At 49.5% G+C, this 26070-nt stretch carries 24 protein-coding genes; 4 read left to right on the top strand and 20 right to left on the bottom strand.

The genetic code is table 11. The features are described 5' to 3' along the window. Positions 1 to 127: 127 nt before the first annotated feature. Positions 128 to 1240 carry an aspartate-semialdehyde dehydrogenase gene (gene asd, locus BN1139_RS19730; protein ID WP_005345266.1) on the top strand — a complete coding sequence of 371 codons (1113 nt, stop codon included), beginning with the start codon at positions 128 to 130 and terminating at the stop codon, positions 1238 to 1240. A gap of 101 nt (positions 1241 to 1341) precedes the next feature. On the opposite strand, the gene fdhD is transcribed toward asd, so the two are convergent. The 5 genes from fdhD to BN1139_RS19700 all read right to left on the bottom strand — a co-directional run bounded on the left by fdhD (position 1342) and on the right by BN1139_RS19700 (position 8045). Beyond that, on the bottom strand, positions 1342 to 2202 hold the full coding sequence (gene fdhD, locus BN1139_RS19725) for a formate dehydrogenase accessory sulfurtransferase FdhD (protein ID WP_005351588.1): 861 nt from the start codon (positions 2200 to 2202) through the stop codon (positions 1342 to 1344). Further along, positions 2199 to 4331 (bottom strand): sigma 54-interacting transcriptional regulator, encoded by a 2133-nt coding sequence (locus BN1139_RS19720; protein WP_005351586.1) that lies wholly within the window; start codon positions 4329 to 4331, stop codon positions 2199 to 2201. Before BN1139_RS19720 ends, fdhD begins: the two co-directional genes overlap by 4 nt. 428 nt (positions 4332 to 4759) lie before the next feature. Then, the gene (locus BN1139_RS19715; protein ID WP_005351584.1) at positions 4760 to 5158 is read right to left on the bottom strand and encodes a hypothetical protein; all 399 of its coding nucleotides are present in this window, start codon (positions 5156 to 5158) and stop codon (positions 4760 to 4762) included. Between the two features lie 96 nt (positions 5159 to 5254). Then, a complete protein-coding gene (gene fdhF / locus BN1139_RS19710; protein ID WP_080559467.1) occupies positions 5255 to 7399 on the bottom strand; it encodes a formate dehydrogenase subunit alpha in 2145 nt (714 codons plus the stop codon). Between the two features lie 46 nt (positions 7400 to 7445). Continuing rightward, positions 7446 to 8045, bottom strand: coding sequence for a 4Fe-4S dicluster domain-containing protein (locus tag BN1139_RS19700; protein ID WP_005351580.1), 600 nt, complete (start codon positions 8043 to 8045; stop codon positions 7446 to 7448). 681 nt (positions 8046 to 8726) lie between these two features. Between BN1139_RS19700 and BN1139_RS21205 the strand changes: the two genes are divergently transcribed. The 3 genes from BN1139_RS21205 to kup all read left to right on the top strand — a co-directional run bounded on the left by BN1139_RS21205 (position 8727) and on the right by kup (position 12880). Continuing rightward, positions 8727 to 9941, top strand: a complete 1215-nt coding sequence (locus tag BN1139_RS21205) for a hypothetical protein (protein ID WP_005351571.1) — start codon at positions 8727 to 8729, stop codon at positions 9939 to 9941. A gap of 117 nt (positions 9942 to 10058) precedes the next feature. After that, complete coding sequence (locus tag BN1139_RS19695; RefSeq protein ID WP_005351569.1) at positions 10059 to 10481, top strand: GNAT family N-acetyltransferase; 423 nt, start codon at positions 10059 to 10061, stop codon at positions 10479 to 10481. A gap of 530 nt (positions 10482 to 11011) precedes the next feature. Beyond that, positions 11012 to 12880 (top strand): low affinity potassium transporter Kup, encoded by a 1869-nt coding sequence (kup, locus tag BN1139_RS19690; protein WP_013723794.1) that lies wholly within the window; start codon positions 11012 to 11014, stop codon positions 12878 to 12880. 223 nt (positions 12881 to 13103) lie between these two features. On the opposite strand, the gene BN1139_RS21200 is transcribed toward kup, so the two are convergent. The 15 genes from BN1139_RS21200 to BN1139_RS19630 form a co-directional block, all read right to left on the bottom strand. Next, entirely contained in the window at positions 13104 to 14297 is a 1194-nt protein-coding gene (locus tag BN1139_RS21200) for an alginate lyase family protein (RefSeq protein ID WP_005351564.1), read from the bottom strand. 110 nt (positions 14298 to 14407) lie between these two features. Next, entirely contained in the window at positions 14408 to 15037 is a 630-nt protein-coding gene (locus BN1139_RS19685) for a bifunctional 4-hydroxy-2-oxoglutarate aldolase/2-dehydro-3-deoxy-phosphogluconate aldolase (RefSeq protein ID WP_005351553.1), read from the bottom strand. A gap of 14 nt (positions 15038 to 15051) precedes the next feature. After that, the gene (locus BN1139_RS19680) at positions 15052 to 16017 is read right to left on the bottom strand and encodes a sugar kinase (RefSeq protein WP_005351550.1); all 966 of its coding nucleotides are present in this window, start codon (positions 16015 to 16017) and stop codon (positions 15052 to 15054) included. Next, on the bottom strand, positions 16007 to 16534 hold the full coding sequence (locus BN1139_RS21195) for a YgjV family protein (RefSeq protein WP_013723795.1): 528 nt from the start codon (positions 16532 to 16534) through the stop codon (positions 16007 to 16009). Before BN1139_RS21195 ends, BN1139_RS19680 begins: the two co-directional genes overlap by 11 nt. Positions 16535 to 16586: 52 nt before the next feature. After that, positions 16587 to 17348 (bottom strand): 2-dehydro-3-deoxy-D-gluconate 5-dehydrogenase KduD, encoded by a 762-nt coding sequence (gene kduD / locus BN1139_RS19670; RefSeq protein ID WP_005351548.1) that lies wholly within the window; start codon positions 17346 to 17348, stop codon positions 16587 to 16589. 91 nt (positions 17349 to 17439) lie between these two features. Next, on the bottom strand, positions 17440 to 18276 hold the full coding sequence (gene kduI / locus BN1139_RS19665; protein WP_005351546.1) for a 5-dehydro-4-deoxy-D-glucuronate isomerase: 837 nt from the start codon (positions 18274 to 18276) through the stop codon (positions 17440 to 17442). Between the two features lie 120 nt (positions 18277 to 18396). Beyond that, complete coding sequence (locus tag BN1139_RS19660; protein ID WP_005351544.1) at positions 18397 to 19791, bottom strand: OprD family outer membrane porin; 1395 nt, start codon at positions 19789 to 19791, stop codon at positions 18397 to 18399. A 24-nt stretch (positions 19792 to 19815) separates the two neighbouring features. After that, a complete protein-coding gene (locus BN1139_RS21190) occupies positions 19816 to 20562 on the bottom strand; it encodes an SIS domain-containing protein (protein WP_005351540.1) in 747 nt (248 codons plus the stop codon). Further along, positions 20562 to 21719, bottom strand: a complete 1158-nt coding sequence (locus BN1139_RS19655; protein ID WP_005351538.1) for a glycoside hydrolase family 88 protein — start codon at positions 21717 to 21719, stop codon at positions 20562 to 20564. The genes BN1139_RS21190 and BN1139_RS19655 overlap by 1 nt, the downstream gene beginning before the upstream one ends. An 11-nt stretch (positions 21720 to 21730) precedes the next feature. Continuing rightward, positions 21731 to 22447 carry a sugar isomerase domain-containing protein gene (locus tag BN1139_RS19650; protein ID WP_005351536.1) on the bottom strand — a complete coding sequence of 239 codons (717 nt, stop codon included), beginning with the start codon at positions 22445 to 22447 and terminating at the stop codon, positions 21731 to 21733. Further along, on the bottom strand, positions 22444 to 22941 hold the full coding sequence (locus tag BN1139_RS19645; protein ID WP_005351534.1) for a PTS sugar transporter subunit IIB: 498 nt from the start codon (positions 22939 to 22941) through the stop codon (positions 22444 to 22446). Before BN1139_RS19645 ends, BN1139_RS19650 begins: the two co-directional genes overlap by 4 nt. A gap of 18 nt (positions 22942 to 22959) precedes the next feature. Then, positions 22960 to 23736 carry a PTS system mannose/fructose/sorbose family transporter subunit IID gene (locus BN1139_RS19640; RefSeq protein ID WP_005345236.1) on the bottom strand — a complete coding sequence of 259 codons (777 nt, stop codon included), beginning with the start codon at positions 23734 to 23736 and terminating at the stop codon, positions 22960 to 22962. Then, a complete protein-coding gene (locus tag BN1139_RS19635; protein WP_005351531.1) occupies positions 23729 to 24514 on the bottom strand; it encodes a PTS mannose/fructose/sorbose/N-acetylgalactosamine transporter subunit IIC in 786 nt (261 codons plus the stop codon). Before BN1139_RS19635 ends, BN1139_RS19640 begins: the two co-directional genes overlap by 8 nt. A gap of 1 nt (position 24515) precedes the next feature. Further along, positions 24516 to 24950 (bottom strand): PTS sugar transporter subunit IIA, encoded by a 435-nt coding sequence (locus BN1139_RS21185; RefSeq protein WP_074045201.1) that lies wholly within the window; start codon positions 24948 to 24950, stop codon positions 24516 to 24518. Next, on the bottom strand, positions 24925 to 25671 hold the full coding sequence (locus tag BN1139_RS19630) for a GntR family transcriptional regulator (RefSeq protein ID WP_005351529.1): 747 nt from the start codon (positions 25669 to 25671) through the stop codon (positions 24925 to 24927). The genes BN1139_RS21185 and BN1139_RS19630 overlap by 26 nt, the downstream gene beginning before the upstream one ends. Positions 25672 to 26070: the final 399 nt, after the last annotated feature.

Below are 26070 nucleotides of genomic sequence, written 5' to 3'. Positions count from 1 at the left end.
ATAGACGCATTTTTCGCAGCGCATATTTTTTAAATGGCCTGTAAACCGCTTGTAAACAGGCGTCGCCAGACAAGGGGTTACGGGTGTCACCGCGAGTTTCTTTAGCAGCAATCCAGGGTAGGACATTATGAAAAAAGTAGGTTTGGTCGGTTGGCGTGGCATGGTGGGATCGGTTCTGATGAGCCGGATGCAGGAAGAGCAGGATTTCGCCCATATTCAACCCACATTCTTCACCACCTCCCAGGCCGGTGAGGCCGCACCCAACTTCGGCGTCGATGCCGGTACTCTGCAGGACGCCTTCGATATCGAGGCGCTGGCCAAGCAGGATATCATCATCACCGCGCAAGGCGGCGACTACACCAAGGATGTCTATCCGCGCCTGAAAGCCGCTGGCTGGCAGGGTTACTGGATTGATGCCGCCTCCTCCCTGCGGATGGAGAAAGATGCCGTCATCATTCTGGATCCGGTCAACGGCGATGTCATCGAGCAGGCCCTGAACGATGGCATCAAGACCTTCGTTGGCGGCAACTGCACCGTCAGCCTGATGCTGCTGGCCCTCGGTGGCCTGTTCAAGGCCGATCTGGTGGAGTGGGTGAGCGTGGCGACCTATCAGGCGGCCTCCGGTGGCGGTGCCCGCCATATGCGCGAGCTGGTTACCCAGATGGGGATGCTGCGGGATGAAGTGGCGGTCGAGCTGGCGGATCCCGCCTCCGCCATCCTCGATATCGAGCGCAAGATCACCGAGAAGACACGTTCCGGCACCCTGCCGGTGGACAACTTCGGCGTGCCGCTGGCCGGTGGCCTTATCCCCTGGATCGACACCAAGCTCGACAACGGCCAGAGCCGTGAAGAGTGGAAGGGTCAGGCCGAGACCAACAAGATTTTGGGTATCGAGAACGCCGTCATTCCGGTGGATGGTCTGTGCGTGCGGATCGGCGCCCTGCGCTGCCACAGCCAGGCCTTCACCATCAAGCTGAAAAAAGATGTGCCGCTGGCGGAGATCGAAGCGCTGCTGGCTGCCCACAACGACTGGGTGAAAGTGATCCCCAACGATCGCGATATCACCGCCCGCGAGCTGACTCCGGCGGCCGTCACCGGCACCCTCAGCATTCCGGTCGGTCGTCTGCGCAAACTCAATATGGGCCCTGAGTATCTGGCCGCCTTTACCGTGGGTGACCAGCTGCTGTGGGGCGCCGCCGAGCCGCTGCGCCGCATGCTGCGTATCCTGCTGGCACGCTAAGCCGCCACAGCAGCAGATACAACAAGGGCGGGGAGTCACACTCCCCGCCCTTTTTCATTGCCAGTTTTTATAAGCCCTTTAGCAGGCTCTCACTCTTGCTGTCACTTAAGCAGAATGCGCTGACAGCCGCTGTAGATCTCGGCCCTCCCGGGGCGGCAAAAGCCCACCAGGGTGAGCCCGGTCTGCTCGGCCCGCTCGACCGCAAGTTCGGTGGCGGCGGAGATGGCGAGCAAGATCTCCACCCCGGCGCTGGCGCACTTTTGCACCATCTCGAAGCTGGCGCGGCTGGTCACCAGAATGGCGCCGTCACGGCGACCCGTGCGGCACAGATGGCCCACCAGCTTGTCCAGCGCAATATGGCGTCCCACATCTTCACGAATGGCGAGAATGTTGCCCTCACCATCCAGATGCACTGCCGCATGGGTAGCGCCGGTACGCTGGCCCAGCAGCTGGAGCGGGCGCAGCGCGCTTAGCACCTTATCGATATGCCCTACCGCCAGACGCTGACTGTCGGGCAAGCTTGGCTGGGTGCGGATCACCTGCTCCAGACTCTCGCTGCCGCAGATGCCGCAACCGGTGCGCCCCGCCATGGTGCGCCGCTTCTCTTTGAGGCGATGAACGCAGCGATTGGCCAACGTGAGATGCAGCTCAATGCCCTGACAGCCGTCAATCTGCTCGATGTCGTGGATATCGAGCAGGCTGTCGATGATCCCCTCGGATAACGAGAAGCCGATGGCGAAATCCTCCAGATCGGAGGCCGAGCACATCATCACGCTGTGGGCGATGCCGTTGTAGACCAGCGCCACCGGCGTCTCGGAGGGGAGCGCCATTTCGCTGTCGCAGGTCAGCGCATCGGCGCGGTAGTGCACCACCTCGCGGTGGATAGCGCAGCGTGCCAGCTCGTTCTGTTCGCTCTGCTCGCTAAGCTCGTCACGCGCCTCCAGCTCAAGTAGCTCTCTCATGGTGCGACCCCGTCAATGATCTCGGGATCTCTGGCCGAAATGCCGAGCCGCTTCATTTTTGAGAGCAAGGTGGTGCGCTTCATGCCGAGACGGTTGGCCGCCCCCCGCTCGCCAGCGACGATGCCGTTGCAGTCACGCAGGGCAGCGATGATCGCCTCGCGCTCATCAATCGGCCCCTCCTCGGCAAAGAGCGGCGTGGCGGGCTCGTCATAGACCAGGGTCTCAATCTTGTGGTAGCCCTTGAGGGGCATCAGCTCATCGGGCGAGAGGTTGAGCACATGGCCGCGGGTCATCACCACGGCGCGCTCGATGACGTTCTCCAGCTCGCGGATATTGCCGTACCAGGGGAGCGAGACCAGCATCTTCATGGCATCGGCGGGGATCGAGGTGATGGTGCGGCGCATCCGCTTGGCGATCTTCTTGATAAAGAAATTGACCAAGAGCGGAATGTCCTCGCGCCGCTCGCGCAGCGGCGGCAGCTCGATGGGAAAGACGTTGAGGCGGTAGTAGAGATCGCTTCGAAAGCGCTTGTTCTTGACCATGGAGAGCAAATCGCAGTTGGTGGCGGCCACCAGCCGCACATCCACCGCGATGGGGTTGCTGTTGCCCACCCGCTCCAGCTCGTGCTCCTGCAATACCCGCAACAGTTTGGGTTGCAAGTCCAGCGGCATATCCCCCACTTCGTCGAGGAACAGGGTGCCCTTGTGGGCCCGCTCGAAGCGGCCGATCCGCTGGGTCAGAGCGCCGGTAAAGGCCCCCTTCTCGTGGCCAAAGAGATCGCTCTCGATAAGACCGGTGGGAATGGCGGCGCAGTTCACCTTCACCATCTCGTGGTCGTGGCGGGCACTCAGGGCGTGAATGGCCTGGGCGATCAGCTCCTTGCCGGTGCCGGTCTCGCCGAGGATCAGCACGGTACTGTCGCTCTCGGCCACCAGCCGCACCTTCTCCAGCACGCTCTCCATCACCGCGCTCTGGTAGATGATGTGGGGGAACTCCCCCTGCATCTGCGGCTCGTTGATGCGAATGGTCTTCTCTTTGGCGCCGTTGGTGTTGGAGATCTCCTGCTGCGCCTGCACGTTGTTCATGGCAATGGCCGTACGTGCCGCCACCTGCTCCAGCAAGGAGATATCGATATCGGCAAAGAAGTCGGCGTTGGGGTGCGAGAGGATCAGCACCCCCAGCAGGTTGCCCCGATAGCGCAGCGGCAAAATGCAGGAGCTGTCGGCCTCGGGCGGCAGGATCTGGGAGGTAAAGCGGCAGCGATTGCTGCAACCGTGGCCGTGTTCGCGATAGACAAAAAACGGCTCGCTGTGGCCAAGGGCCCCCTGCAGACACTTCTTTTCAAAACAGGAGTGATCGATGATGCCCGGCTGATCGCTCTGGTGCTGATTGACCAGATAGCTCTTGAAGCTGTCGGAGGTGGCGTTGTACTCCGCCAGACACAAGCTGCTGATGCCAAAGTGGTGGTGCAGGATGGTAAACAGGCTCTTGGGCAGCTCGGCGATGCGCACCAGTTTGATTACCGCGTTGGTCACATCCACCAGAATTTTGCAGCTGTCGCGCTCAAGACGCAGGGAGTTGGCCTGCTCCAGAGTGCGCTCCTTGTCGAGCACGTTCTCCAGCGCAATGGCGATAATGGCCGCAAGCTGGGTCAGTTTGGCAAGGGTCTCCATGGTGAAGCTGTCGAGCTGGGTGTTGATAAACTCGACCCCGCCAAGGTGGCTGCGGGCAGTGGTGATGGGGAGCTGGCAGTAGGAGCGCAGCCCGTCGTAGACCCCTTCGCGATCCAGCGCCGGGCAGCGATTCTCAAAGCGGGCGGCAGCGAGAATGATGGCCTGTTCCGGGGTCTCTTTGGTAGGACGGGGGGAGAGGTGCAGCTCTGCCTTGGGGCAGACCAGATGCTTTGGGCCGGAATGTCCCATGAAGTAGAAGATGGCCTCCTCGTCCGCACCCATGTTGAGGATCAGGTTGACCCGGGTCACGCCGCCAAAGCCGGCATCTATCTTGTTGAGTTTGTGGATAAAATCATCGAGCGTCACGGCCGACAGGAGGGATTTGGAGAGCAGGAGGAAACCGTCGTCCCAGATGGGAGAGATCTCGTCCAGGGGGATGGCACTCACATTTAGCATTGCGGCCTCACGTTATATCGATTTAGTCACCAGTCAGGCTGTCCATGCCATCGCATCACGACAAGCTCCCGTCACCAAAATAAATAGCTACAGCCCGTAAAAGTGGCTGCCAATAAGAAAAGCGGTGACGAAAATTGTCGCATGTTGCAATTCCAGAGTTGTTATTAACGAACGACAACAAAAAGTAACATCGTTATCGGGGGATATATTGGAATGGCGACTCATCATAGATGAGCTCAAATTTCATTACAATCCGATTTAATATATCTGATGGCCATATTTAACCGGTTATTTCATCAGTTCTTGATCTCAATTAAGGCGCCCGAAAAGTGGGCCGCCGTCAACTGTCAGATCTGCCTCTTCTCTTCGCTGGCTGCTTCACTGGCTGCGGGTTTCAAGATGGCGTTTGCTGCCCATCCATCGGCAATTTACGAGGTGATGATCCGGCTGTGGCAGCACTTCAGGCCACCGAAGATAAAGAGGGCCGACAGGCTCTGGAAGGCCATCAGCAGCCAGCTGGCGTTGTCGGCAAGCTCGGCGGTGACGCTCTGGTGCGTGAGGTAGACCAGCAGAGTGATCACCCCCAGCAGCAGGCCGTTGATCAAGGTGGTGGAGATAAACCCGATCAGCCAGGCACTGGAAATACTCAAGGCAGAAAACACGCTGCTCATGGCAAGCCGTGCCGCCATAAAACAGCCGAAAAAACCGAAGCCGAGCAGAAATATCATCTCGTCGCGCCAAATATAGCAACCTATTCCCAGCAATATCGCCGCCAGATAGGTGCCAATATAGAAAAGTCCGAATAAGCGACCAATTTCATGTTGCATCATTTACTCCCCTTTCTTTGGGTAATAAAAGGGTGCCCGACTCGATAAATCCGAGTCGGGTTCCCTTATTTGTGCAGAACCTCTTTTTTAGGGCGATCAGCCTTTGGCTGCGCTGCGCAATTTCGCCTTGAGCGCGCTGTATTCAGTCTGGACGTACACTTCCGCCGCTGGCTGATCCTCGATGCGCTCGATCTTCACCGCACAGTACTTGTACTCCGGCGTGTGGGAGACGGGATCGACGTGCTCGATGGTGAGCTCGTTGCAGGCCCCGATCCACCACTGGTAGGTCATGTAGACCACCCCGGCGTTGACCCGGTCGTTGTAGTTGGCCCGGGTGATCACCTTGCCACGGCGCGACGAGATCCAGACCAGCGCCTGATCCTTCACCCCGAGCTTTTTGGCATCGCTCGGGTGGATCTGCACATAGCCGGGCTCATCGGCCAGGGTTTGCAGCGCCGAGCAGTTGCCGGTCATGGATCGGCAGGAGTAGTGACCCACCTCGCGCACGGTGGAGAGCACCAGCGGGTACTCGGCACAGGGCTGCTCTAGCGGCGGCCGCCACTCGGAGGCAATCAGCTGACCCTTGCCGCTCGGGGTGGTGAACACATTCCCCTCGAACAAGGTGCTGGTGCCCGGGTGCTCCTCGGTCGGACAGGGCCACTGCACGCTCTTGAGATCGGCCATCTTGTCGTAACTGACCCCGGCGTAGAGCGGGCAGAGCGCACGCATCTCGTCCCAGATCTCTTCGGTGTTGTGGTACTCCATGGGATAACCCATGGCGGTCGCCATCAGCGAGAAGATCGCCCAGTCCGGTTTCACGTTCTCAGGGGGCGTCACCGCCTTGTAGAAGCGCTGGAAGCCGCGATCCGCCGAGCTGTAGACCCCTTCATGCTCGCCCCAGCTTGTGGCGGGCAGAATGACGTCGGCCATCTCGGCGGTCTGGGTCATGAAGATATCCTGCACGATCACCAGCTCCATCCCCGCCAGAGTGCGGCGGAACTGACCCAAGTCAGCCTCGGTCTGGGCCGGATCTTCACCGAAGATATAGAAGGCCTTGCACTTGCCCTCCTCCACCTTGTGGCCAAGCTCCGTCAGGCGATAGCCGGGCTTTTGGGAGAGCGACGCCACGCCCCACGCCTTGGCGAACTTGGCGCTGATCTCGGGATCGGCCACCGACTGATAACCCGGGAACTGGTGGGGCAGCATCCCCATGTCACAGGTGCCCTGCACGTTGTTCTGACCGCGCACCGGCCCGCAACCGGTACCGCGGCGACCGAAGTTGCCGGTCAGCAGCGCCAGACCCGCCAGCCCCTTGACCACGTCCACCGCCTGACCGTACTGGGTCACCCCCATGCCCCACAGGATCATGGAAGCAGGCGACTCGGCATAGGTGCGAATGGCAGCGCGGATATCTGCGGCTTTGAGGCCAGTGATCCCCTCGACATATTCCGGGGTGTACTTGGCCACCGTCGCCTTGAAGGTCTCGAACCCTTCGGTGTAGTTGGCGACGAATGCCTTGTTGTAGAGCCCTTCATTGATCAACACGTTGGCGAAGGCGTTAACCAGCGCCATGTTGGAACCGTTTTTGAGCGGCAGCCACTGATCGGCGATACGGGCGGTCTCCACCATGCGGGGATCACACACAATCACCTTGGCCCCGTTTGCCTTCGCCTTGAGGATATGGCGAGCGACGATGGGGTGAGAGTCAGCAGCGTTGTAACCAAACACCAGCAGGCACTTGGTCTCTTGAATTTCGGGAATGGCGTTGCTCATGGCGCCGTTGCCTACAGTTGTCTCCAGACCGGAGACTGAGGGTGCGTGTCACACCCTCGCGCAGTGGTCGACGTTGTTCGTCCCAATCACCGCACGGGCAAATTTCTGCATCACATAGTTGGCTTCATTGCCCGGGCCACGGGCAGAGCCGGTGGTCATGATGGCGTCCGGGCCATATTTCGCCTTGATGGCAGCCAGACGGCTGCTGGCGAACTCGATCGCTTCGTCCCAGGAGACGGCCTCGAACTTGCCACCGCGCTCGCGGCGGATCATCGGGCTCTTGAGACGGGGGGTCAGCAGGTTGGTGTCGTTCAGGAAATCCCAACCGTAATAGCCTTTGAGGCAGAGCTGCCCCTCGTTGGTCCGGCCGTTGGCGCCTTCGGCCCCCACCACCTTGTCGTTTTCAACCAGCAGGTTGATTTTGCAACCGGTGCCGCAGTAGGGGCACACGGTAATGACTTTTTTCATGACTCACACTCTTGTTTGTTAACGAAAAACGGCTCGGCAAGCCCGCTCACACCCGCGCCGGCATCGCCAGCAGTGCCTCGGCACTGGCCAGCTGCTTCTGCCGGTTCAGGTTTTCAAGATGCTCCGGCGTGACCAGCCGCAGCGCCTGGGTCGGACACACCTCGACACAGGCCGGGCCCGCCTCGCGGTGACGGCAAAGATCGCACTTGAGCGCCTGCGCCTTGGTCTGCGGACGCTTGAAGAGCGAATCGGCAGCCGGGGGCACCTCTTTGAGCACCACCGCCATGGCGCCGTAAGGACAGGCCACCACGCAGGACTTGCAGCCGATGCAGCGCTCCTGCAACACCTTGACGCAACCATCCTCGCTGACGATGGCATTGTTCGGGCAGGCCATGGCGCATGGCTTGTCTTCACACTGGCGGCAGAGCACCGGCGTGGTCACCTTGCTGCCCACGATCACCTTCAGGCGCGGCTGAAAGTAGCTGTCCCTGGAGACCAGATGTCCATCCTCGATGGCAAGATGCAGGCCGCCCTCCCGCTCAAGGGTCCCGCTGCAAGACCCTGACTGGTGTGAAACGGCGCAGGCCACCTCACAGGTACGACACCCAATACAGAGACTGGGATCTGCAATCACGAAGCTGTTCATAGAGAGGGATCCTAAATGGTTCGTTACACCGGGCCGCCCGCCGACAGGCAAAGAGGCGGCCAGCCCCCATAAAGCATTTATCAGACCAAAACGGGCCAAGGGTGCGATAAAAATTCACAACCATCTGAAAATAAAGGAGTAATCAGAAAGAGATGCGTACTGAATGCTACAACTGACGAGGGTGACGACGGGGTGGGAAGTGTGATCGACACGACAAAAGTGACGAGCTCGACACCGGCTGCCCCAACAGCGTGGCGGAGACGTTCAGAGGAGTTTGCAACCACGATCTGCCGCCCCAAACCGGGCCAGCGAAGGAAGGGAAACCGGGGAGAAAAACCATACCAAGGGCCAAAAATGGGCTGTGCAGCACGCCAAAGCCGCTTGGGGCGATGGCAAGTCATCACCAAGTCAAACCAAACAAAAATGAGCCACTTATTGACTAATTTGTTGAGCCAGAGCCGGTTTTAGGCCCCTGCCCCTTCAGTTTTCTATCCCTCCGGTTAATATGTGCCAGATGGCAACCTGTTTTGTTAGGAGTGCTTTTATAAAAAAACGTTCAAGTAGCAACGCTTATATTATTCAGGTAAACATATTGTTTATATAAGTTGCTATTCACCCATATTTACTATCGCGACCAACATATTTGTAAGTTAAATAGGTTAAGCGTTAAAGGAATTTATTATGCATCCTAACATACTATATTATGTAACACGACAAGATGAGTCTATATCTAAAACCGGAGTAAGCACATATGTTCCTACACTCGGCCATCCTGCTAGTGCAATTGATATTTACCGTACAGTCGCTATTCACTCTATTGAGAACAAACCAGCATCATGGTGTTTTACTGACCTAGAGGCAGCCTCTGCTTTAGGAAGAATTATTGATGGCCCAATAATATCTGGATCTGATATCGAATTTGCAGAGAGTGCATTAAGATCACTTCTTTTACATGAGTATACAGAGATCTTAGTCCCTTGCGTCAAGGTATCATACCCAGATGGGCATACACAATATCTCAGGCTAGATAACAAAATAAGAAATGAAGCATCATTTACTGCTTTCCAAGTTTCAAATACATTTGACAGATTATTGGCAACCGAATGGGTAACTGTTAGCAATGGAAAATTTGTTGAAAGTAGCAATACTCGTAGCACTCTAATTAATACCGATATTGATCTATTTAGTAAACAATATCCTTCGATGCTAAAAACGATTGGTGAATTGGCTCATGCATTTCCAAATCAACTAGGAGCAGCAACATGTTTTACCAATCAACAACTTCTAGATAGTATGCATGGTAGTGCGGCAGGCTTTATTGACGAAATGTATAATAGGGTGCGCCGTCCATGGTTTGACTTTGCTCAATCGGTACCCTCACTCTACCTAGATTTGAAGTTACCACCTCTACTGGCTATCGTTCTTTCAAGAGCTCCATGGCGTGAAAAGATCCCAGAGGTTTTAAATGATCTTCGTGAAGAACTTAATCAGTTAAGGTCTGAGTTAAATCGTCTAAACAAAATGATAGATACATGTATGCCACAAGCTGAAATTATTTCTCAAACACAAAAAGTTAATGAAAGCTTCGATGCTATCGTCCCTGAATCACTTCTTACCACCGCAGAGCTACGATTGCGAAGAGTTGTATCCATATTTAATTTCATAAGACCTATCCAACAACTTTACTCTATTGCAGCAGACCCATTGTCTGCAGAGCCAGACAAATTTTTTGAGCTTGTTCAAAGCGCAAAAAATGTTGTCGCTAAAGATTCTAGAATTGTATCAAGATCAATTCCAGCTGCCAAAATGGCTGAACTATTAAAAGTCGGGAATATAAGGGAATCTATTCTTACACATTTTACAGAACAGGAAGTAAAGCTAATTGCAAGAGGTTAATATCGTAGAGTGCAATAAACACAACGCATTGCATTCTACCTCTTGCATTTTTAATTAGCGGTGCAATTCACTTCGTTCATTGCACCCTACAATTATATTTTAATGGAGTACGATTTGATGAATATAAAAATCCATAATGAACATAAAGATGACATCTTAAATGTACTTGTTGATAACCTTAGACAATTTAACTTTGATAAAATGGGTGAGGAACGCTCCCAACCTTTAATTGTTGCCATTCATGATGATAATGACGAAGTTGTCGGTGGCATTGCCGGACGTACTATTTATCATCAACTGTTGATCGAAGTACTTTGGGTACACAATGACAAGAGAGGACAGGGGCTCGGCATTCAATTAATGGAGATTGCTGAACGCGAGGCAAAAAAACGGGGATGTATTGCTGCTCAAGTCGACACCCTCTCATTTCAGGCTCCCAAATTTTATGAAAAAATGGGATTTGAAATAGTCGGTAAAGTGAGCGGCGTTAAAAATAGTCCTGACCGCTATTTTTTATTGAAGCACTATCATGGAAAGTAATAATTACCGTAGGGTGCAATAAGCACAGCGCATTGCACCTCTTGCTTCATTCAATATTTGGTGCAATTTACTTCGTTAATTGCACCCTAGCTTTCCCCTACCAAATGAAGACTCCATTGCTACCCAATGCCCTCCCCTTTGCCATCCTGCCAGCAATTAATTAGCGATTACTTTATCGTCTATTTATTATCCGTTTTGGAAAAAGATTTTAGCCAAACCACTTCGCTAGATAAAACAAACAGTTGCCCGATTCCCCGCCATATATTTCAATCGCCGGATAATTAATTCCCTTACTCAAATTGAACTTTTGATTATTTATAACTGAGCATAGACCCGCAAAGTGTGTGTCATTATAAGCTTAATGACAGATGAACAGACTGTGTTCCATGACAAGCAGATCACTATTCCGTTAGCGCCCTTTCCCATCGCAATCCATTAATTCTCTCCCGATTAAATATCACGACTCTCTTGGTAGGTCGGGCAGCTGTGCGTTGGCAAACGTGTAAACATCAAACTGACAAGATGAACTCATGAACTGTGATAAACAACAAGCCACTCCCGGCGTTATGCTGGCGGCGATTGGCGTAGTCTATGGCGATATCGGCACCAGCCCGCTCTATACCTTGCGCGAGTGCCTGTCAGGTCAATTCGGATTCGGCGTCGAGCCGGCCTCCATTCTCGGCTTTCTCTCGCTGATCTTCTGGCTGCTGATCCTGGTGGTGTCGGTCAAGTACCTCTCCTTTGTGATGCGGGCCGACAACGCCGGCGAGGGTGGCATTCTCACCCTGATGTCGCTGGCGACCCGCAACGCCTCCACCCGCTGGACGCCGCTGCTGATCATCCTCGGCCTGATTGGCGGCAGCTTCTTCTATGGCGAGGTGGTGATCACCCCGGCGATGTCGGTGATGTCGGCCATCGAGGGTCTGAGCATTCTCACCCCCGCCCTCGACCCCTATATCGTCACCCTTTCGGTGCTGGTGCTGACCCTGCTGTTTGCGATCCAGAAACATGGCACCGCCATGGTGGGCAAGCTGTTTGCCCCCATCATGCTGATCTGGTTTATGACGCTGGCGGTGCTGGGGCTGCGCGGCATCATCCACAACCCCGAGGTGCTGGGTGCGCTCAACCCCATCTGGGCGGTGCGCTTCTTTGTCCAGTACCAGACCACCTCCTTCTTTGCCCTCGGCGCCGTGGTGCTGGCCATCACAGGGGTGGAGGCGCTCTACGCGGATATGGGCCACTTTGGCAAAAATCCAATTCGCCTCGCCTGGTTTATCGTGGTGCTGCCCTCGCTGGTGCTCAACTACTTCGGTCAGGGGGCGCTGCTGCTAAGCAACCCCGCCGCCATTGCCAACCCCTTCTTCCTGCTCGCGCCGAAATGGGCGCTGGTGCCGCTGCTGCTCTTGGCAACCATGGCGACGGTGATCGCCTCGCAGGCCGTGATCTCCGGGGTCTTTTCGCTGACCCGGCAGGCGGTGCGCCTCGGTTATCTCTCCCCCATTCGCATCGTTCACACCTCCGAGCAGGAGTCTGGCCAGATCTATATTCCGGTCATCAACTGGATGCTCTATATCTCGGTGGTGATCGTCATCATGAGCTTCGAGCACTCCAGCAATCTGGCGGCGGCCTACGGCATCGCGGTGACCGGCACCATGGTGCTTACCTCGATCCTCTCCTGCTCGGTAGCCAAGAACAGCTGGCACTGGAACAAGTATCTGGTGGCCATCCTGTTTGCCGCGCTGCTCTGTATCGACGTGCCGCTGTTTGCCGCCAACCTCGCCAAGATATTCTCCGGCGGCTGGCTGCCGCTCACCCTGGGCGCGGTGATGTTCACCGTGATGACCAGCTGGAAGAGCGAGCGTTTCCAGCTTATTCGTCGCCTGAACGAGCACGGCAACTCCCTTGAGCCGATGATCGCCTCGCTGGAAAAGTCCCCGCCGACCCGGGTGGCCGGCACTGCGGTCTATATGTCGCGGGTGGTCAATGTGATCCCCCATGCGCTATTGCATAACCTCAAGCACAACAAGGTGCTGCACGAGCGGATCATCCTGCTCACCCTGCGGGTGGAGGATGTGCCCTACGTCCACAATGTGCGCCGGGTCTGCATCGAGCAGCTCTCCCCCACCTTCTGGCGGGTAGTGGCAAGCTACGGCTGGCGCGAGACCCCGAACGTGGAGGAGATCTTCCACCGCTGCAACGCCGAGGGGCTGAGCTGCCGGATGATGGAGACCTCGTTCTTTATGGCCCACGAGTCGCTCATCATGAAAGACCGCCCCTGGTATCTCTATCTGCGCGGCAAGCTCTTTATGCTGCTGCAGCGCAACGCCCTGCGCGCCCCGGATCAATTCGAGATCCCGCCCAACCGGGTTATCGAACTTGGATCCCAGGTGGATATTTAAGCGATGCAAGCCACACCAGTGGCTTATGTCAATCAGCTAAAATTCCCTATGCTTTTCATGCCTGGTTTTAAATATCGTAGTGAAGTCGATGAAAGAGACCGTAATGGTCATAGAACAAGCCCGAACTGATACCTGAGTAGCATGATCGTAATAAAATACGGCCTGTATTTACAGGCCGTACTATCTCCTTGTTATGCATCTATTAACCTGCATAACGTTTATGTTATTTAGTATGAGTTAGCTCTTCCCATAAATAATGAAAGAAACCTTGCGGCCGTTGACTACCATTTTCAAGGAGCCATTTTTCAGTATTGGGGAGATAGACACCATTTATTTTAGATATGTGGTTATACGCAATGTGCATAGTTCCTTTCAATCCACCTAAAACAGGAACATTCATGCCACATTCGTTTAGCAAATCACGGTTCCCGGCCATATCTAATGCAGCATTAAATTCCATAACCGAGATAAACCGCTCTTTTTCTTGACTATATAGATCAACACCTTGCACATAGGCAGTTTGTGCCGTATTAACAAACCCAGCTACTCCATAAGCCAGATGCTCCAAATCTCTACACGTTTCTTGTGCATGACCTTGTTTTAATGGTGTTGTCTTATTAGTGATACTCCAATATGAGTTGAATTTATCTAGTTCATCATGGGAATAACAGCCTGCTATTGGTTTTGGCAAACCACCATCAGAATATAAGTAAACATATGTTGGAAAATACTTATGGAATCGTTCTAAAGATTCATCGAACAGTTTTTGATCATCAAGGAAAACTGCAGAATTTAATTTTGCTTCCGTGATGACGGCCTGCCAATTCCCAAAATGACAATCTGTTTTTTGTCCATTTATATCGTCAATATAACGACTTCTGAGCATATGCTCAAATTTCTTTATTTTATCTGAATTCCATTTTGAACTGCCGTCGATAATATATGTATGTTTGATTATCTCAGCAGCCCTGGCCCATACTGCGGCAGCCCATGATGCCTGAAGTGCTTGGTTTTGCCCAGTGTGATGCCCTGTAAACTGTTCAGACCAAGCATTCATTATATTTATCGAGTTTTCGGCATACACATTATCCCCGCTATATAACCAGGCGAGAGCTTGGGTATATGCAGCACGAGCATCCTCTCTCTCTATTTTGCAGCGTTGGGCAATTCCCTCGCCATCAGGACCACCACACGCCATGCTGTCCCATTTGGCAGTGGGCAAATAGCTTCGATTAGCTAATGGGGAGGCAAGCATATTTTTATATGATGAGAACCATGGTTCAACCTCATTGGAAACTTTTTGTCTAACAAATTCTATGTCTGTTTTATTAAGTAATACGCCGGGATGTTCAAAAGCGAATACATTATGTGCAGCACAGAGTAATGAAAAAACAAAAACAAGCTTTTTTACTTTCATAACGTCTCCAATGTCTTTATCGCGACAAATCCTTCATCAATTACAGTAAATGGGCCACAAATTCATCCTCGTCACCATGTGACCCACCATTGCTTAGTCAGCCCTATAAATCACTGGGACAGAAATGCCACCGCTTCACGAGTGAGTCGCCCAATCTCTTCCCACTGTTTCTCTGCGATCAGTTTCTTGTCGACCATCCAGGATCCACCACACGCGATGACCCGCGGGATCGCCAAGTATTCATTGATATTGTGAGGCGAGATCCCACCGGTGGGCATCAGCGTGATCTGGGTATAAGGTGCCAGCAGCGCCTTGATCATCGCGCTACCACCCGATGCTTCGGCAGGGAAGAACTTCAGGGTCGTCAGCCCCATCTCTAGCGCCGCTTCAATGGTGCTGGGGTTATTGACCCCCGGGATGATCGGGATGTCGAGCTCCTGACAGGCCTTGACCGTATTGGGGTTAAAACCGGGGGAGACGATAAAGGTGGCGCCCGCCTCTTTGGCGGCGATCACCTGCTCACGGTTGAGCACGGTGCCTGCGCCAATCAGCATCTCAGGTTGGCTCTGGCGCAGCAGCCGGATCGCCTCGGCCGCGGCAGCGGAGCGGAAGGTGATCTCGGCAACCGGCAGGCCGTTATTGGCCAGCGCCGCCCCCAGTGGAATGATGTCTTCAGCCTGCTCGATGGCGATCACCGGGATCACTTTCAGGGCTTGCAGTTGTTCAGTAATGGATGACATTCGGTTGACCTCGTTTAGTGTGATGCCGGTTTGATGAAGCTGTCGGTGACACTGCGGGTGGCACTTTCCGGAATAATTGCCCCCTTGTGCTGAATGACGATCCCCGCCAGTCGGTGGCCCATGCGGGCGCACTCGTCGATCGCCTGTCCTTGCAGGTAGCCAGCCAGAAAACCGGCATTGAAGGAGTCACCGGCCGAGGTGGTATCCACCACCTTGCTGACCGCTTGGGTAGGAATAGTGATGGTGGGTTCCCCGGTTTGCAGGGCCTGGTAACAACAGCCAGCAGCCCCCTGTTTGACCACCGCCTGCTGCACCCCAGCCGCCTTGAGGCGCTGCAGGGTCTGGGTCATATTCTCGTCCCCCCACAAGGCCTGCTCATCGTCGTCGGTGACCAGGGCCAGCGTAGTGATGGCCAGCAGTTGCTGGTAACAGGCCCGGGTGTCGGCCGGACTCTGCCACAGGGCGGGGCGATAGTTGCTGTCAAAGATGATCGCTACGCCCGCCCGGTGCAGCTCAGCCAGCCACTGCAGCAGCGCCTGCCGATCTGCGGCGGGCAGGATCGCCAGCGAAATGCCGCTGAGATAGAGCGCATCCACGTCGCTGACGGCCTGCTTGAGCTGCGGCAACTGCGGGTGCTGCATCAGATAACGGGCAGCCGAATCATTGCGCCAGTAGAGGAAGGTGCGCTCGCCGTGCTCATCAAGCTGGATAAGGTAGAGACCTGGATGGCGCTGTTGATCGATGAGCACCGCGCTGGTGTCGATCCCGGCCTGTTGCCAGCGCGCGATGATTTGCTGGCTGAGAGGGTCTTGGCCCATGGCGGTCAGGTAGCTCACCTGAATATCGGTGGGTTGGGAGGCACGCGCGAGATAGATGGCGGTATTGAGGGTATCGCCCCCAAATGCCTGCTGCATGTCGCCAAAAGGCGTGCCATTGAGTTCAATCATGCACTCCCCGAGCAGGGCAATCTTACTCAACATAATCGATTTTCTCCTTGTTTATCCGGATCCCATAAACCGTTAAAATCGTATAACTGTTGATGAGGAAAAAACCCCCTTCCAATAAAATTCCCCCCCATGATCCCGCCCAGATATTGTGGATCAACCAAACGACAGTGCTGGCCAGCATACATAACCGCAGGGGCCCACCATCCAGCCGAAACAAAGCGTAAGTGCTGAGCGTTGTTCCCAACACCGTCAGAAACTGCATGGGATGTTCCAGATATGGAATTACAAGACCACATGATGCAATCATGAATATCAACATGACTGCTTGGGTACGGTAATAACCTGACACCCACGTTCTCACCGCACATAACAGACAACTAATTGCAGCAGCTACCGCGCCCAGCATTAAAAAATGTATCGATAAAAGCGCACCATTGAGGCAAAGCAGTGATCGCAGTTTCATATCTTGCCGTTGTATAAATGCCAACGCACCAATCATACAAGCCAGCAATCCGATCAATTGCGCTAACATCTCAACATAATTAGTCATACAGTATTCCAGAAAAACGCCTATCAGGTGGTAATGCAGCAATGCTTGAGCATTAACGAGCCAGCCAGCCACCATCCACGGCTAGGGTATAGCCATTAATATAATCTGAAGCTGATGATGCTAAAAATACCACTGGCCCCATCATGTCATCCGGAATCCCCCATCGACCAGCAGGAATACGCTCCAGGATGGCAGCATTACGATCATCATCAGCACGCAGTGCAGCGGTGTTATTGGTTGCCATATAACCGGGAGCAATAGCATTCACATTGATCCCATGACTGGCCCATTCATTGGCCAGCAAACGGGTCAGTCCCATTACTCCACTTTTTGAAGCCGTATAAGAGGGAACGCGGATCCCGCCTTGATATGAAAGCATGGATGCGATATTGATGATTTTTCCACCATTTCCCTGTGCCATAAACTGCTTGGCAACCGCTTGCGACATAAAGAAGAGGCTCTTGATATTGATGTCCATCACCTCATCCCAGTCTTTTTCACTGAAATTGATCGCATCATCACGGCGAATAATACCGGCATTGTTAACCAATACATCAATGTGACCAAAATGCGATACGGCCTGCTCAATCAACAGTGGCAGCTCGCTAACTTTACTGACATCAGCCTTGAGACTCAAAAACTTTTGGCCAATCGCTTCAACTTTGATCATTGTGTCCGTTGGTTCAACAATATTGATACCAACAATATCACAACCAGCTTGTGCCAAGCCCAATGCCATTCCTTGTCCAAGGCCTGTATCACAACCGGTTACGACGGCGACTTTACCTTTCAGATCGAATGCGTTAAGAATCATGCTATTTCCTATGGCACGAGATTACGTGCACCAGATTTAAAGTAAGATGCCGGTCGAAACGAATCGACCGGCAATATGGATATACGATGTTTTAGCGCAGGTCCTTGATAGCAACATGATCCATGTCACCAAATACCTGGTTTTCACCTACCATACCCCAGATGAACGTATACGCCTGTGTACCCACACCAGAATGGATAGACCAACTGGGAGAAATGACTGCTTGCTCATTTTGCACAACAATATGGCGAGTTTCAGCTGGCTTACCCATCATATGGAATACGGCAGCATCGTCCTGCATATTGAAATAGAAATAGACTTCCATGCGGCGCTCATGAGTATGGCACGGCATAGTGTTCCACAAACTACCATCCTCAAGTTGGGTCATCCCCATCAGCAGCTGACAGGTTGGCAATACATCAGGAACCAGATACTTGTAAATAGTACGGCGGTTGCTGGTAGCAGCATCACCCAAGGTTGTCGGTGCAGCTTCATCCTGAGTGATCTTTCGAGTCGGGAAAGCAGTATGTGCTGGGGCGCTATTGTAATAGAATTTTGCAGGTTTATCGCTGCTAACACTGGCAAAACTCAATTCACGGGCACCCTTGCCAACATATAATGCCTCGGCACTACCAATTTCGTAGGTAGCACCATCAACCATAACAATCCCCGGGCCACCGATATTAATAAGTCCCAGCTCACGACGCTCCAAAAAATAGGTCACACCAAATGCCTTGCCAAGATCATTGGCAAAACCCAACTCTGATGTAACAGGCATTATTCCGCCAAAAACGATACGATCAATATGGCTATAGGTCATACTGACTAGATCGGCCGCAAAAATATCCTCAACTAAAAATTCGTTACGCAAGCCGTCGGTATCAAGTTGCTTTGCATGTTCGCTATGAATACTTTCACGAATATCCATGATTTATCTCTTGTATCAGGTAGATAGTAAAGAGTGATGATATAGTCGATGGGCTATCAGTCATATAGGTGTACATTCATCATGTAGCGCCATCAGCTATCAACTCTCATATAGAATGCATTAGTTCAACAAGCTCAAAGAGTGAGTAAAAATAACTCTGATATCATTTCTGTCTTGCTTGGCGTTGGTGTCTTTAGACCTGAACAGTGCCGGCAGTACCGTCATATTGATATCCTTCACTGCACCCGCATTAAATTTATAGGTGATCAAAAAATCCAATGACTGCATGGTGCCATCATAAGTTCTCTGCTCTTTTACTTTCGACACATCAGATACCACATGCCATGCATAGTTTGCGGACGTACCAAGTGTTAGATTCGGGAGGCCAAAATCGAGCATGTTATATTTGATGCCAACCTTAACAGCTTTCGCTCCTGCCACATTATAATCTTCTAATGAGGATAATGTTTGCTGGAAATCTCGTTTGTCAGAGTTAGCCCATGGTGTCAATCTAAAATTGTAATCCTTAGTTGATTCTGATTTATTTTGGCTATATCCAGTAAAATATGTCACGTTATCTTTGGCAAGTGTGATGCCAGCACCAACATAGTACTCCTGTGATGGATCTTTAACGTTGGATTTTTCCTCAAGATATTTACCGCCCTGGTAATAGCCAGTGGAAGTCAGAACCGCACCATTATCAAACTTATGATTATCTGTCACCAACAGATGCCAGTTCTTCCGATAACCTTCACCTTCACCATATGCCAGGTCATACAAGGTCTCACCGGTATTATATGAAATGCCCGCCGAATGAATATAGTCAATAATCTGTCCTGGTTTAACACCACTAAGATTTGATGCTTCATTCTGGTGCCAGGTATTCGTCATATCATGGAAAGAATCTGTCCAATCATTTCTGAATTGATCTGCCCACGCATATGTCAACTTCCAGTTATACAATGCCAGTGAGCTATCAATACCACGATAGGCATGAGGGTTTAAGCCCCAGCTATTCTTGATAGTACCTGAGTTTATCGTTGTATATCCGCCTGACATTTTAAACAAAACATTGTCATCACCATACTTTGCCTTTAACGCAGCAATGGGGATAGCAGCATAACTGCTCTCACAAGGATTTAATGTACCATCACCTTTGCAATCGTAATCATAAAGCAGGATTTCAGACTGACCTACCGACGATCCCAGCTTGATATTGCTGGCAGCCATAAAGTCCAAACCAATAATGTCTTTATAATAGCCACCATTAAAGTCAAGCGCGATATTGGCAGTCTGGTTCTTAATGCCGCCCTGAGAGCCATCAGCTGAATATGAACCTGTATTAGCATCCTTAACATCACGATGTCTAAAATACAAAGCACTATTGAGACTTAGCCTTGAGTCATTAATAAATGCCTTTTGAAAATCATCGCTGACAGCACTGGCGTTAGCATTTCCATATACGGACATCAGCCCCAACATAATCAAGGTTGGAGTAAAAACCTTTCCTTTCATAGCTTGTCACCTTTAGAGGATATTTTAATTATTAGCGGTTAACTCTGGAACTTTGTCTTTATACCGTTTCAGAAGTAATTTATTATGCTCGGACGAACCTGAAATGTTGCCACTTTTAAATACTGGAGGATTTATACCAGCATCAGCCATCTCTTTTATTAATTCAGAAAACAATGACTGAATGATATATATACCATTAATCGATGATATTGGTGTGAACGATGTACAATCACCGTGATTCAAAATTGCATCACCAATAGGAACATTATTATCAATCGTGATGCAAGCCACATCTCTTAGGTTTTTCCCGGAAGAGTGTCGAGATGATTGCGTATCACAATACTGATAGCTAGTAATTCCTATCGTCAATGCACCATACGATTTTGCCCAGCTAATCGCTTCCACTGGAGCAGGATTAATACCAGAAGTAGATATAACAATCAGCGCATCTTTATCAGTAATATTATATGCCGATAATTGCTCTGTGATATACCCTTCTTGCTTCTCCAAGTATGACGATCTTGCGGCACCTTCATGCAACATCAACGGCTCAATAAAAATTGGCCGCACACAGGCAATCCCGCCAGCCCGATAAAAAACATCCTCAGCAAAGATATGTGAATGGCCACAGCCAAAGATATAAATTATGCCATTATCACAAACTTTATCTGACAGTTTTCTAGCAATATCAGCAATAATCTGACGCTGTGATTCATGAATGGTTGACAAGCTCTTCATTACGAAATTAAAAAATGTATCTTGCATTTTCATTACCAATAAGTTCGCCATTGATTTGAATAAACTCGATACAGGGCTTCCATATAATAGTAGTCCCCCCATACGTTGCATTCATCTATGCCTTTGCCTAGCGCAAAGGCATAGACACCATGTTTCAATAACCCGTCACAATCCTCATCATCTCTCGATGCCATGTGGTCACTGAGGCATTTCAGTAATTTACGAGAGATATGCTGGTAATCTGCATGCTCAAATAACTTGCTCGCTTCAAGCAGCCCACAGATGGCAATTGACAATGCTGAGCTGTCTCTGGGTTGATTATTCTCAGCCTTAAAATGGAGATCCCAATATGGAATGCCATCTTCAGGCAAATGTGAGAAAAAGTACTCACATACTGCCGTATATTTTTCACTATCAACCAGTTCTGGATGATACTTATAAGTTAATGGCAACCCTAGCAGAGCCCATGCCTGACCACGGGCCCAGCATGATGAGTCACTATAGCCCTGAAATGTTTCACCTTTCAGCGGCAACTTACTGACTCGGTCAAAAAAATAGGTATGATAACTTGAATTATCTTCTCTGAAGATATTTTCAGTCACTCGCTTGAAGTGATTCACTGCTACGCTAGCGTAATTATCATCACCTGATATTTCGTGAGCCCGATATAACAGTGGCAAGTTAATCAATGAATCGATGATGAGTCGATATTCTTGATCATTATCCATATCCCCCCAAGCTTGAATAAATTTAGCATCAGAGTGATATCTGGCAAGCAACTTGTCGGCTGCCAATACAATGGCGGAGTCGAACTCTTCAGTATTAAAGACCTGCTTGGCAGCAAGCAATGACAGGCTGTAAAGAAAGCCGATATCATGGTGATCCAATACAACATGATTCGTCAATCTGGACACAAAGCTATCGATTATTTCTTGCAACTTGTTTTTAAAAAACACATCGCCAGTAAACTCATATGCGATGAGCAACATGCCAGTCCAAAATCCATTGGTCCAATCGTTGTTCTCTTTTAGCAAATACCTGTTATTAACAGCACAAGCTGAAGGAAACTTGTCACCCATCTTTATTGCAAGGGTTTTAATCTTATGACAAGCCCATCTCAACTCATCTTTGACTTCCACATCAGTAATTGGAGTCAAGGCATCAAACAGAGCACTATTTAGCTTTTTCATTTTGAAAGTCTCTAGATAGTAAACACTCGACTTCTGTATTCACTCAATAGTTCTAAATTATACTCTTTGCCACCAGGTTGATTAATAGACCGTAAGATTGGAACAGAAATACCAGCTGCACAAACCAATTCTGTAGCTCGAATTGATATGCAGTTTGCTATATATGCGACAGCGAGCGATGAAGTAGGCCCAATTTTTAATTCAGATTCCGGAATTTCAATTGAGCAATCACCTTTAAAACAGCAGTTGTCGATAACTACATCTGCAAGATCAGCAAGCTTTAGACCACTTGAGTGCTTTGCAATGGACTTATCAGCATCTTTCCTGTTAACAATGGCAATTATCTTGATGCCTGCGCTTTTTAGTTTTTGTGCCAATTCAACCTGCAATGCTTTATTGCCAGAGTTAGAAATTATGACAAAGGCATCGTGTTGTTGAAGATCAAGGAGAGAGGCAAAAACATCTCCAATCCCCTCAACATTTTCAAACCAGCCACTATGGCCATAAAAGTTATCCAATGCCCTGGTATTTACAAATCCCCCAGCTCGACCAGCAAACTCTATAGCACCTGCAAATGAGTGGCCGCTACCGATAGCATAAATAATGCCTTTATTCTTGACCGTGTTTTTGAAAATTTCAGCAGCACATTCAATTTGCTCAGTTTGGGTCTCACTAATCTTGTCAATGATGCTAAAAATATTATTCTTAAACTCAACAAGATGGCTCATGATGCAGTCCAGAAATTACTAGTAAATGATGTAATAAGTTCTTCACCATCATCAGGAACCATTCTGGCAGTGATCTTGATACCTCGATTAATCAAATCCAGTATGTCGAGTTTTTCAGCATGGGTGACACTAATGGAACGCTTCACTTGCGTGGTCTCGAGACGGTTGGACATGTTCCCGATATTGAACTCTTTAATGTCAAGGCCTGCATCTACTAGTTTTTTTATTACGCCTGGATGCTTTACCAATACCAACACTTGCTGACCAGCATATTTACCTGCAGAGATATTCTCTATGGCTGTCTGGGTAGAAATGATGGATGTATTAACCCCAGCAGGTGCGGCCATTCTTAATATGTTCTTTTCAACATCATTGCTTGTTACTTGATCATCGATCACCATGATTCTGTTGGCAGAATAATAGCTGACCCAGCGTGTAGCGACTTGACCATGAATCAATCTATCATCAATGCGGATATGTGCGATGCCTTTCATATTATTACCTGTTTGAGATTAAAAAATGCCAAGATTATAAGTAACGATACCAAAGAACATCAGAATGAAAATCACTTTGGTTGAGTTCATGCCTTTCAGGCCTAATAGCCAATAGGTCAGCAGTACCACAAACAAGGGCATCAAGCCGGGCATCAGTTGATCAGCAATATTTTGCAGTTTCAGTGAAACATCGCCATAACTAAACTCAAAGCTCAACTTGGCTTTCACCACCGTCGGAATAAGAGCACCAACGACAGTTAATCCCAATATATTTGCTGATTTTGTGATTTTATTTAGTTTGGTGCTAAGTTGCCCTACCAGTTTAACCCCTTCGTTATAACCGACTTTGAGGCTATAGCGCATGAACATTAAACGAATCAAACCAAAGGCTGGCCACAGCAACAATCCCAGAGGATTACCTTGTAGTGCCAGATATGATGCAATGGAACCACAAATTGTCGTCGGGATAACAAAAAAGAGGGTATCTCCAATCCCGGCCAACGGTCCCATCAAACCCATCTTGGTCGATGTAATTGCATCTTTTCCTTCAGTGCCAATATCATTTTCCAGCGCGATATTAACACCCAAAATTGATGCTGCCATCGTGTTATTACAATTAAAAAACTGGACATGATTATCAGCAGCAGAAACCAGTTCTTTTTCGGATTTATACTTATGTTTTAGAAATGGGATAATGCTATAGAGGTACCCCAAGCCTTGCATTGTTTTATAGTTCCAACCAGCCTGACCAAAAAAGAACCAGCGCCAAAACACTTTATTTATTATTTTATTCATCACCCATAACCTCATTTTGTACATTAGTGGTTGCTTGAATAACATCATCATTGCTGTTGAAATATGCTATGGCGATAGCCACACCAACTAATGCAACCCCTAACACAGGTACAGACAAATAGGCAGACAAAAAGAAACCAATGATCAAAAAAGACATGTTCTTTTTAATTGGCAAATATCTTAACAGAATGGCAATACCCAACGCAGGCAACATTCCACCGGCTACTTTCAGGCCATTCATAATCGCCTCAGGGATGTAGGAGACGATATCATTAACAAACACAGATCCTAACGACAAAGCCAAGAAAACAGGAATCATACGGGACAGCGAGGTGGGAATGATCCCTAGCAAGTTCATTTTCGCCGCTTTACATGGCTCGCCATTTGCAATAAGTCGCTCGGCTTTATTCTGAATAAAGGTATTGGTAAAGCGAGCCAAAACATCTAATTGCACCATTAGCAGGCCGATCGGGATTGCAATAGTGGCACCAAACTCAGCGCCTTTACCGCTCATCACAGCGAATGCGGTGCCAAGCAGTGCGCCAGTCATATAATCAGGTATTGATGCTCCACCAAAGTTACCGACACCCAGTACCAGCAGGTTCAATGTACCACCTACCATCAAACCTGTTTGAATATCGCCCATAATGACGCCGGCAAAAAATCCAGCCATGGTCGGTTTAACAAGACCAAAGGTTGTGTTATTACCATCATAAATAGCCAGGGCAGAATATGCAGTCAATAGCAATATTTGCCACATTTCTATATGTTCAAGCATGTTATTCATCACCTGTAGAGATTGCTGTATTATAATCGCTTGGTTGCATCATAGAAATTCCATCTATGGCCGTACCAATAACGGTATTCAGTTCAATACCAGTCACGCTATCACCATCCAGCATAATGGTTTCCAATACCATATTTAGATTCATACCTGTGAGCAATGAGACTTTATCAGCCAGATCATTATTAATGATATATGATACAGCAGTATTGTATGGCGACCCATTTTTCAAATCTGAAATGATAATTACGTTCTGACTTTCTTTTGTTTTGCTAGAGAGGTATTGAATTAGTTCAGTAGCAAATCCACCAACACCACCAACTGCGGTTAACTCAATAACATGTAGATTTTCTTGCGGACCTAAAATGAGTTCAGCTGACTTTTTTGCTCCACTCGCGATACCATCATGAGATATCAACAGTATTTCCACTTCCTGCTCCTCTTACCGATTCAAATTTTAAATAGAATGACTCAACTCTTTTAAATGTCTCGATATACTCGATAATTTCACCAGATGTTTTATAGGTAGTTCTTAATATTTTAACTACGGCACTTCCCTCTGGGATGGACAGAGCTTTAGCTATATAAACATCAACGTTACTAACTACCGTTACCTCTTCAGTGAATGGCATCGAGTACATCTCAATTTTATTAAACTCTGCCAGATGCTCGTACAATGATAAATACCCACTTTTTTCAGCCAGTTTCTTTGGGTCTAAATAGTTTTCTGGTATGTACGAGGTCTGCACTGCATAGGGAATATCATTATCTGACTTCAATCTTACAATCTTATAAAAATAAGAATCGAATGCTCTATTCAATATTTTGTTAATCGACTCAGACGCCTCTTTCGCAACATCAATCAATGTTACTTGTGATTTGTTCAACTTGACACTCAGATCACTCTCTGAAACCAACACATGCTTGTTTCTTTTAGACTTGGAAATAAAAGTACCTTTTCCTTGCTGTCTAAATAAAAAACCCTCATTGACCAGTTCATGGATGGCTTTTATCACTGTTGCTGAACTGACACTATATTTTAATTTTAATTCTGCTTCGCTATAAAATTTTTGTCCGGGAGTATATTTCCCTTCATTTATTTCTTGTATCAAGTCATTCTTGATAGTCAAATACTTTACACTGCTAGACATTTACTGACCTCATACAAAGTGACTTCTCATATTTAATAATATTAAACTATCTGGTTAGGCAAAGAAAAGTCTCGATACCCTACGTGCTGCGCTCAAAACATCCGCTGGATACGCAAAACACCATAAATGCTATTTAGCTCACAACCTCAGCGCTAAATTGGGTAAAACTATCGGTGCCATATCGTCATGCTGTCAGTCTGTCTCTTCACTATGAACACAGCTTAACAGGTTAACCGGTTAAGTTAATATCTGATCGACTCAGTTTGTGATGAAGCTCTGCATTTTTCTAAAAATTCCTTACAAACCAAAAAGTTAATATAAAAATCACTAATGGTCTGAGAATGCTGCCAATCCCGCCTCTCATTGCACATCACTATTCGTGGCATCAGTGTCATGGTT

It is taken from the genome of Aeromonas veronii bv. veronii (assembly GCF_000820225.1).
GTDB classification, from domain to species: domain Bacteria; phylum Pseudomonadota; class Gammaproteobacteria; order Enterobacterales; family Aeromonadaceae; genus Aeromonas; species Aeromonas veronii.
Note: the sequence above shows the minus strand (reverse complement) of the source record. Positions and strands in the feature narration are given on the sequence as shown.